Genomic DNA, 8,962 nt, shown 5'->3' on the forward strand with positions numbered 1-8,962 from the left:
CGCCGACGGCATGGCCGACATCGCCGCGGACGGCGCCGCGCGTGACGGGGTCGATGCGGCGGAGCCTGATGTCGCGGGCGCAGCGCCGCCACCATTCTGCTCGATCATCATCCGGATCGCTTCATCCGGCGTCGGCAAATCGGCGACATAAGCGATCCGCACCAGCACCATCTCGGCGGCAGCGGCCGGGCGCGTCGCGGTCTGCACCTCGGCGATGCCCTTGAGCAGCATCTGCCACATCCGCGACAGCACCCGCGTCGACAGCTTGGCGGCGAACTCCCGCGCGCGCACGCGCTCGGTCTCGCCGAACGCGACATTGTCGGCAGTTGCCGGCACGAACTTCACGCGGGTGACGAAATTGACGAACTCGGCAAGGTCGGACAGCACCACCACCGGATCGGCGCCGACGTCATATTGCGCGCGGAACTCGGCGAAGGCGCCGGCGAGATCGCCGCGCGCCAGCGAATCAAAGAGATCGATCACGCGGGTGCGGTCGGCGAGGCCGAGCATTTGTCTCACCGCATCGGCCTTCACATTGCCGGCGGCATGCGCGATCGCCTGGTCGAACAGCGACAGCGAATCGCGCACCGAGCCCTCGGCGGCGCGCGCGATGATGCCGAGCGCCTCGGGCTCGACCTCGACGCCTTCCTTGGTCGCGATGTTGCCGAGATGCTTCATCAGCACGTCGGCCTCGACGCGGCGCAGGTCGAAGCGCTGGCAGCGCGACAGCACCGTGATCGGAACCTTGCGGATCTCAGTGGTGGCGAACACGAACTTGGCGTGCTCCGGCGGCTCCTCCAGCGTCTTCAGGAAGGCGTTGAACGCCGCCGTCGACAGCATGTGGACTTCGTCGATGATGTAGACCTTGTAGCGCGCGCTCGCCGGTGCATAGCGCACGCTGTCATTGATCTGGCGGACATCGTCGACGCCGGTGTGGGACGCGGCGTCCATCTCCAGCACGTCCATGTGCCGGCTTTCCATGATCGCCTGGCAGTGCACGCCGAGGTCGGGCATGTGGATGGTCGGCCCCTTCACCGAGCCGTCCGGCTTGGCGTAGTTCAAGGCACGGGCGAGGATGCGCGCGGTGGTGGTCTTGCCGACCCCGCGGACGCCGGTGAGGATCCAGGCCTGCGGAATCCGCCCGGTCTCGAACGCGTTCGAGACGGTGCGGACCATGGCCTCCTGGCCGATCAAATCCTCGAAGCTGGAGGGGCGGTATTTGCGGGCGAGAACGCGGTAGGGTTTTGCGGCGTCCGGCGCTGCGCCGAGATCGAAACCGCTCTGGCCTGCGCCGTCGGACGGTTTGGAGGGGTCGCCAGCGTCATTCATGCGTCGATCCGCAACTTGGGTGTCTCTTCAGCCGGCGTGCGGATAGGAGCCAAAATCGAGCGCCGGGCGCGGAGACCGCCATTCCAGCGCGATTCGCTCGGAAAAACAGGTAGGAGACTGACGAGCGACCCGATCCGGACCTCGTTAGGGCTGCTTCCTTCCGGACCTGACCCGGTTGGCGAGTGGCTCGTCCACCGCCAATCTCCCGGTCCCTATTTGGGGCCAAAACCGCCGGAAAGCAAGCGGCCTGACCCGGCTTTGTAAGGCTGGCTTTGTGGGGCTTGTCTGGGAACACGGAAAGGCATTATTTGCCCCTCATGCCCGCCTCCAATTGGTCGCTGCATTCGCAGCTCAACAAAGACACCATCGACATCGGCGACCTGCCGCTGTGCAAGGTGCTCGTCATCAAGGATGCGCATTATCCCTGGCTGCTGCTGGTGCCGCGGCGCGACGGCGCGGTCGAGATCATCGACCTCGACGAGGTCGAGCAGGCGCAGCTGATGACCGAGATCACCCGGGTCTCGCGGGCCCTGAAAGAGGTCACCAAATGCGACAAGCTGAATGTCGCAGCCCTCGGCAACCTGGTCCCGCAGCTTCACGTCCATGTCATCGCGCGCCGCACCAGCGACGCTGCATGGCCGCGTCCCGTTTGGGGCGTGATGCCGCCGCTGGCGCATGACGCCGAGGAAGTGCAGAATTTCATCAGCGCGCTTCGCCGCAAGATCTGGTTGGGTTGAAATTCAATGTCCGCATCCGATTCATTTCCGCTCGGCCAGCCGGCCTTCGTCACCCATGTGCTCGACCGCGCCGCGCATTTGCGCGGCAATGACGAGAAGCTGTTCGCGCTGGAGAGCCATCGCGAGGCTCGCGCCTACGTGATCTATCGCGACTCGCTGGTGGTGAAGCAGGAGGATGGCGGGGCCCGCGCGCTGCTGTCGCTGGAGGAGGCCCGCGGCTACGGCGCCAACCCCGGCACGATCTTCCTCGGCTTACGCGATAGCGCGCCGATCTTCGGCATGGGGATCGCGCCGCAGGCGGCGGAGAAGCTGGTCGGCCGCGGCGACGTCGCGATCACCGAACTGCGCGGCATGGCGATGCAGGGCGTGGTGCCGCCCGAACAGCTCTCGGCCATCGCGATGGCGAAGTCGATGGTGACCTGGCATCAGCGCCACGGCTTCTGTCCGAACTGCGGCACCCGCACGGCAATGAGAGAGGGCGGCTGGAAGCGCGAATGCCCGAGCTGCAAGGCCGAGCACTTTCCGCGCACCGATCCGGTCGTGATCATGCTGGTCACGTCAGGCGACAAGGTGCTGCTCGGCCGGCAGAAGCAGTTCATGCCCGGGATGTATTCCTGCCTCGCAGGCTTCGTCGAGGCCGCCGAGACCATCGAGGACGCCGTCAGGCGCGAGATCTTCGAGGAATCCGGCATCCGCTGCACCGACGTCAATTACTACATGACGCAGCCCTGGCCCTATCCGTCATCGCTGATGATCGGCTGCACCGCGCGCGCGACCAACGAAGACATCGTGGTCGACCGCACCGAGCTGGAGGACGCGCGCTGGTTCGACCACGCCGAGGCGACGCTGATGCTCAAGCGCCAGCATCCCGACGGCCTCGCCGGTCCGCATCCGTTTGCGATTGCCCATCATTTGCTCGGCCGCTGGGTGCACCACCGAAACCCGCTCGACCAATAGCGGGAACCGGACATCGTTCTGCCGATTAAATCTGGCACGGCTTGTGCCAGTTGACGGAACCATTGCGACGGACCTTTGCATGAATTTTCAAGACGGCGCCCCGAAAGTCCCGCCCCGCATCCTCTGCATCGGACTGCCGGTGCGCGACCTGACCTTCCGCGTCAATGTTCCGGCGCGCGGCTCCAAGGAGAACGCGACCCATTTCGACGAGATCTGCGGCGGCAACGCGCTGAACGCCGCCATCGGCATCGTCCGGCTCGGCGGCCGCGCCTCGATCTGCGGACCGATGGGCGATTCGCGGGAAACCTCGAGCCGCTACATCTTCGACAAGCTGGCCCAGGAGGGCATCGAGACCAACCATCTGATCCACATGCCGGACCTGGTCACCCCGATTTCAGCGATTATGATCGACGACACCGGCGAGCGCACCATCGTCACCTTCCGCGACCCGGAGCTCTGGAAGGTCAAGCTGCCGCCGACCGAGCTGCTGCTGGAGGATTGCGCGGCGATCCTGACCGAGAGCCGCTGCGCGCCGTTCTGCACCGAGCTGTGCGCCGAGGCCGTCCGGCGCGGTATTCCCGTGGTGGTCGACGTCGACCGCGCGATGTCGATGCGGGAAGGCCTGCTTACGGCCTCCTCCCATCTGGTGTTCTCCAGCGAGCCGCTGCAGCAGACTGCCGACGTCACCGACGACGGCCAGGCGCTGCAGAAGCTCGCCAAGCTCACCCCCTCCTTCCTGGCCGGCACGCGCGGCCCGCAGGGCACGATCTGGCTCAACGAGAAGGGCGGGCTCGAGGAGACGCCGGCCTTCCCGGTCCATACCGTCGACACGCTGGGCGCCGGCGATGTCTTCCATGGGGCGTTTGCGCTGGCCATAACCGAGAAGCAGGAGCTGCGGCAGGCCCTCCGTTTCGCCTCGGCCGCCGCAGCGCTGAAATGCACCCGTTTCGGGGGTGCTTATGCCGCACCGCAACGTGCTGAAGTTGAAGCGTTTTTGAGCGAACACGCCGAGGCGCGGCCGGCCTGACCAGTGAGGAACCGCTTGCGCGAGAAGATTTTTCTCTATATGAGGGATATTGATCCTTCATATGGAACTTTCTTCTATGTCCGAACTCGCCGTTCAGCTTCATGACAACAACCGCCGCCTCGACGCGATCGATCGCAAGATCCTGACCGTATTGCAGGAGGATGCCTCGCTCTCCGTCGCTGAGATCGGCGACCGGGTCGGGCTGTCGTCGACGCCGTGCTGGAAGCGGATCCAGCGCCTCGAGGCCGACGGCGTGATCCTGCGCCGCGTGGCGCTGGTCGATCAGAACAAGATCGGGCTTGGGATCTCCGTGTTCGTCTCGGTCGAGAGCGCCGACCATTCGGAAGCCTGGCTGCGCAAATTCGCCGACGCCGTCAGCGCCATGCCCGAGGTGATGGAGTTCTACCGGATGGCCGGCGACGTCGACTACATGCTGCGCGTCGTGGTCGCGGACATGCAGGCCTACGACGTCTTCTACAAGAAGCTGATCAGTGCCGTGCCGCTGAAGAACGTCACCTCGCGCTTCGCGATGGAGAAGATCAAGTCGGTGACGGCGCTGCCGGTGCCGGCGGCGTAGGACCCCACCTCCCAACTGTAGTCGCCCGGCTTGACCGGGCGATCCAGTACGCCGCGGCCTCTCGGCTCAATAACGACCGTCTCTGGAATACTGGATCACCCGCTTTCGCGGGTGATGACACCATTCTTCGCGGCGAGTACCCAGCTCAAATCTTCTGATTGTACGCGCCGACCTCGGGGTGCGTGCGCAGCACGGAATCCATCGCTTCGAACATGTCGCGCATGCGCTGTTCGCTGGCCGGGCTTTCCACCACGACCACAAGTTCCGGCTTGTTCGAGGAGGCGCGCACCAGGCCCCAGCTGCCGTCCTCGACGGTGACGCGCACGCCATTGACGGTGACGAGATCGCGGATGCTCTGGCCCGCGACCTTGCCGCCGTTCTGCTGTAGCGTCTCGAAGTGCTTCACCACGGCATCGACCACGCCGTACTTCGCCTCGTCGGCACAATGCGGCGACATGGTCGGCGACGACCAGGTCTTCGGCAGCGCGTTCTTCAGATCGGCCATCGACCTGCCGGGCGCGCGGTCGAGCATCTCGCAGATCGCGATCGCCGACACCAGGCCGTCGTCATAGCCGCGGCCGAACGGCTTGTTGAAGAAGAAGTGGCCGGACTTCTCGAAGCCGGCGAGCGCGCCGAGTTCGTTGGTGCGGCGCTTCATATAGGAATGCCCGGTTTTCCAGTAGACCGTCTTCGCGCCCTGCCTCGAGAGCACCGGATCGGTCACGAACAGCCCGGTCGACTTCACGTCGACGACGAATTGCGCATTGGCGTTGATCGCCGACATGTCGCGCGCCAGCATGACGCCGACCTTGTCGGCGAAGATCTCCTCGCCGGTGTTGTCGACCACGCCGCAGCGATCGCCGTCGCCGTCGAAGCCGAGGCCGATATCGGCCTTGTGCGCCAGCACCGCATCGCGGATCGCGTGCAGCATCTCCATGTCTTCCGGATTCGGATTGTATTTCGGGAAGGTGTGATCGAGCTCGGTGTCGAGCGGGATCACCTCGCAGCCGATCGCCTCCAGCACCTGCGGCGCGAATGCGCCCGCGGTGCCGTTGCCGCAGGCCGCCACCACCTTCAGCTTGCGCTTCAGCTTCGGCCGGCTGGTGAGGTCGGCGATGTAACGCGCCGGATAGTTCTCGTGGAACTGGTAGGAGCCGCCGGCCTTGTTATTGAACGCGGCGTCGAGCACGATCTGCTTCAGCCGCGTCATCTCGTCGGGGCCGAAAGTCAGCGGACGGTTGGCGCCCATCTTCACGCCGGTCCAGCCATTGTCGTTGTGCGAGGCGGTGACCATCGCGACGCAGGGCACGTCGAGGTCGAACTGCGCGAAATAGGCCATCGGCGTCACCGCAAGCCCGATGTCGTGCACCTTGCAGCCCGCCGCCATCAGGCCCGAGATCAGCGCGTATTTGATCGAGGCGGAATAGCCGCGGAAATCGTGACCAGTGACGATCTCCTGCTTGACGCCGAGCTCCGCGATCAGCGCGCCGAGCCCCATGCCCAGCGCCTGCACGCCCATCAGGTTGATCTCCTTGTTGAACAGCCAGCGCGCGTCGTATTCGCGAAACCCGGTCGGCTTCACCATCGGCTCGGATTCGAACGCATAGGTGTTGGGGACCAGCGCGGATTTCGGCTTCGGAAACATGGGTCGGCCTTATGGTCGCATGCAGAAAGACATCGTCGCAGCCTTAGCGAATGCGCAGGCCGGGCGAAAGGTGGGACTGGGGCTGGTGGCCGACAATTACGGCGGAAATGGCGGCAAATATCCCCAATCGTCGTCCCGGCGAAGGCCGGGACCCATACGCTGCGGCCAGCGCAATGGGCACGCGGCGAGACGATTTTCTAAAAACACCCATTCGTGGTTATGGGTCTCGGCCCTCGTGCGCAATTGCGTACCATGCAGGGACGACAGCGAGTTTGTTGCACGGTGCCCTGTGAGACTGGATTTATTGCTCCAGCAACAATTTGCCGTTGGCGTATTCGAAGCGCTTCAGCTTCGACAGGAAGGACAGGCCGAGCAGGTTTTCCGACAGCGCCTCGTCAGGCAGCACCAGGGCGTCGACGTCGCGCACGGTGAGACCGCCGATCTCGATCATGGCGATGCGGGCGCGGGCGGCCTTGATGGTGCCGTTCGCGGTGGTGACACGCGAGGTGTAATCGCCCGGCACCGGACGCAGGCCGAAGCGTGCGGCCGAGGTCTCGTTCAGGGCGACCACCGAGGCGCCGGTGTCGACCATGAAGTTGATGTGTTGTCCGTCGATCCGGCCGTCGGTCTCGAAATGACCGCGCGGATCGGGCGCGATGCTCAGCGTACGGGCGCTGGCCTGCGCGACCGTGACGGCGGGGGCGGTGGTCTGCCTTGCGGTGGTTGCGGCGGCGGGCGCCATCTTGCTGGCCATCTGGGCCATGAAGGTGCCCAGCCCGATCAGGATGGCCGCGAAAATCATCAGGTTACGCATGACACCATACTCGGGAAAACCGACCACTCAATTTCACCACGCCGGACGCCCAGCCGCGAGCAAGCGCGACAGCGCGAGCCTGCCATTTTGGCGAAAAGGATGAGCGAAGAGTTAATGCGAGCCCGGAGAGGCGGCCGAATGACATCGGTCGCCTCTCAAAGCCGGAATTTGCAGCCCTCAGGCCGTCCTGGCGACCGGGCTCGGCATCGCCACGCGCAGCGAGTAATAGACCGCGCCTGCGATGCCGACACCGAAGAACCAGCCATAGACCGTCCACCACGCCGGCAGGATCGAGGTGAAGTTCGGCAGCACCGACGAGAACAGGGCGCCGACGGCGGCTGCGATCAGGGCGCTGGCGCCAGGTCTTCATTGTACAGCGACGGCGATGCCGTTCTTGATCTCCAGGTTCTTGAAGTCCATGCCGGCCTCCCCAAAAGTGCGAGCCCGTGATCCCATCCCAGTCTGCAAATCTAATCACCGTTTGCCGGCACTCGCCAGCGCAACCGAATGGCATGATCGGGAAATGCGGAGACCTGTGCTCTTGAAGCATGATTTAGTTGGGTTGAGCTTGCGACTGCAACGATGCTCTTAGCTAAGCCGCGCTGTCGATCAGCGGATCGGCCGGGCGTCCTCACAACCCACCGTCATCGCCCGGCTCGACCGGGCGATCCAGTATTCCAGAGACGCTTGTGCTTGAGCCGAGAGGCCGCGGCGTACTGGATCACCCGGTCAAGCCGGGTGATGACAGGCGAGAGTGCTGCAATAGCGGTGGTCTAGTCTAGCTAGCACAACACGCGAAACGCTTGTGCCGATATCAGGTGCCGCGCGGCTTCACGCGCCTGGTCGGCATCGCGCTGGCGGGATCTTCCGGCCAGGGATGACGCGGATAGCGGCCGCGCAGATCGGAACGCACGGCAGCGTAACTGCCGCGCCAGAAACCCGGCAGATCGCGCGTCACCTGCACCGGGCGCTGCGCCGGCGACAGCAGTTCCAGCACTAGCGGCACCGCGCCCTTGGCGATCGAGGGATGGGTGTTGAGCCCGAACAGCTCCTGCAACCGCACCGCGATGGTCGGCCCCTGCTCGGCCTCGTAATCGATCGCAAGCTGCGTGCCGGTCGGCGCCTCGAAATGCGTCGGCGCCTCGCGATCGAGCCGCGCACGCAATTCCCACGGCAGCAGCGTCAGCAGCGCGTCCGAGAGATCACCGGCCGACAGATCCTTCAGCGCGGTCTTGTCGTAGAGTGCAGGCACCAGCCAGTCGTCGGCACGCGCGGCAAGCGCCGCGTCCGACAGATCGGGCCAGCTGTCGTCCTCGGCCTTGCGCAGGAACATGACGCGGTCGCGCCATTGTTTGGCTTGCTTCGACCAGGGCAGCCGGTCGAGCCCGGCCGCGATCAAGCCGTCGGCGAAGATGCGCGCGGACTCGGCCGATGGCTTGAGCGGCATCGGCGCCTCCGCGAACGTGATCGCATGCAGCGAACGGCGGCGCCGCGCGCGCAGCGCCATCGCACCGCGATCGAACGTCACCTCCTCGACATTCTCGATCTGGTCTGCGAAGCGCTGCTCGATCTCGTCCTGGGTGATCGGCGCCGCCAGCAGGATGCGGCCGTTCGCGGCCGTGCCGGTCAACTCGGCGACCGCGACAAAGGGCAGCCGTGCCAGCGCCGCGGTCTGCTCGACGGCGGCGCCGCGGCCATTGGCCAACACGAAGCTGCCATTGCCGCGGTTCTTCGCGACCCGATCCGGAAACGCGAAGGCCAACATGACGCCGGTCGAAAGGTCTGCGTTGGAGACGCTAGAGCGGTAGGGCTCCCCTCCCCCTTGCGGGGAGGGGTTGGGGAAGGGGGTGGCCCCGGCAGAAACTGCCCGTGTGGC

The 8,962-nt window shown here is 65.2% G+C and carries 8 protein-coding genes, 1 other RNA gene and 1 pseudogene; 4 read left to right on the forward strand and 6 right to left on the reverse strand.

The features are described 5' to 3' along the window. Both H8A92_RS38390 and ffs read right to left on the reverse strand, forming a co-directional pair. A partial coding sequence (locus tag H8A92_RS38390; RefSeq protein ID WP_229200482.1) for a DNA polymerase III subunit gamma/tau occupies window positions 1-1,329 on the reverse strand: 1,329 nt, incomplete at its 3' end. Window positions 1,330-1,438: 109 nt separating this feature from the next. Continuing rightward, an RNA gene (gene ffs / locus H8A92_RS38395) (signal recognition particle sRNA small type) lies at window positions 1,439-1,535 on the reverse strand. Window positions 1,536-1,646: 111 nt separating this feature from the next. Here ffs and H8A92_RS38400 point away from each other — a divergent pair. The 4 genes from H8A92_RS38400 to H8A92_RS38415 all read left to right on the forward strand — a co-directional run bounded on the left by H8A92_RS38400 (window position 1,647) and on the right by H8A92_RS38415 (window position 4,627). Further along, window positions 1,647-2,066 carry an HIT domain-containing protein gene (locus H8A92_RS38400; RefSeq protein WP_212021210.1) on the forward strand — a complete coding sequence of 140 codons (420 nt, stop codon included), beginning with the start codon at window positions 1,647-1,649 and terminating at the stop codon, window positions 2,064-2,066. Window positions 2,067-2,072: 6 nt separating this feature from the next. Then, a complete protein-coding gene (gene nudC, locus H8A92_RS38405; RefSeq protein WP_229200483.1) occupies window positions 2,073-3,023 on the forward strand; it encodes an NAD(+) diphosphatase in 951 nt (316 codons plus the stop codon). 79 nt (window positions 3,024-3,102) lie between these two features. Beyond that, complete coding sequence (locus tag H8A92_RS38410) at window positions 3,103-4,050, forward strand: sugar kinase (RefSeq protein WP_229200484.1); 948 nt, start codon at window positions 3,103-3,105, stop codon at window positions 4,048-4,050. Between the two features lie 76 nt (window positions 4,051-4,126). Further along, window positions 4,127-4,627 carry an Lrp/AsnC family transcriptional regulator gene (locus H8A92_RS38415; RefSeq protein ID WP_212021204.1) on the forward strand — a complete coding sequence of 167 codons (501 nt, stop codon included), beginning with the start codon at window positions 4,127-4,129 and terminating at the stop codon, window positions 4,625-4,627. Between the two features lie 145 nt (window positions 4,628-4,772). On the opposite strand, the gene H8A92_RS38420 is transcribed toward H8A92_RS38415, so the two are convergent. The 4 genes and pseudogenes from H8A92_RS38420 to H8A92_RS38435 all read right to left on the reverse strand — a co-directional run. Further along, window positions 4,773-6,272 carry a phosphomannomutase/phosphoglucomutase gene (locus H8A92_RS38420; protein ID WP_229200485.1) on the reverse strand — a complete coding sequence of 500 codons (1,500 nt, stop codon included), beginning with the start codon at window positions 6,270-6,272 and terminating at the stop codon, window positions 4,773-4,775. A gap of 301 nt (window positions 6,273-6,573) precedes the next feature. Beyond that, window positions 6,574-7,074 (reverse strand): TIGR02281 family clan AA aspartic protease, encoded by a 501-nt coding sequence (locus H8A92_RS38425; RefSeq protein ID WP_163160813.1) that lies wholly within the window; start codon window positions 7,072-7,074, stop codon window positions 6,574-6,576. A 189-nt stretch (window positions 7,075-7,263) separates the two neighbouring features. Beyond that, a pseudogene (locus tag H8A92_RS38430) lies at window positions 7,264-7,440 on the reverse strand (nitrate reductase); the annotation flags it as partial. A 460-nt stretch (window positions 7,441-7,900) separates the two neighbouring features. Beyond that, the coding region (locus tag H8A92_RS38435) for an ATP-dependent helicase C-terminal domain-containing protein (RefSeq protein WP_274613579.1) at window positions 7,901-8,962 on the reverse strand (1,062 nt) is incomplete at its 5' end.

The sequence above is a fragment of the Bradyrhizobium acaciae genome, from assembly GCF_020889785.1.
Classification (GTDB): Bacteria; Pseudomonadota; Alphaproteobacteria; order Rhizobiales; family Xanthobacteraceae; genus Bradyrhizobium; species Bradyrhizobium acaciae.

What these genes read in the sequence shown, in the direction of transcription:
- H8A92_RS38400 (WP_212021210.1), top strand. Translation starts at nt 1,647, where the DNA reads ATGCCCGCCTCCAATTGGTCGCTGCATTCGCAGCTCAACAAAGACACC.
- nudC (WP_229200483.1), top strand. Translation starts at nt 2,073, where the DNA reads ATGTCCGCATCCGATTCATTTCCGCTCGGCCAGCCGGCCTTCGTCACC.
- H8A92_RS38410 (WP_229200484.1), top strand. Translation starts at nt 3,103, where the DNA reads ATGAATTTTCAAGACGGCGCCCCGAAAGTCCCGCCCCGCATCCTCTGC.
- H8A92_RS38415 (WP_212021204.1), top strand. Translation starts at nt 4,127, where the DNA reads ATGTCCGAACTCGCCGTTCAGCTTCATGACAACAACCGCCGCCTCGAC.
- H8A92_RS38420 (WP_229200485.1), bottom strand. Translation starts at nt 6,272, where the DNA reads ATGTTTCCGAAGCCGAAATCCGCGCTGGTCCCCAACACCTATGCGTTC.
- H8A92_RS38425 (WP_163160813.1), bottom strand. Translation starts at nt 7,074, where the DNA reads ATGATTTTCGCGGCCATCCTGATCGGGCTGGGCACCTTCATGGCCCAG.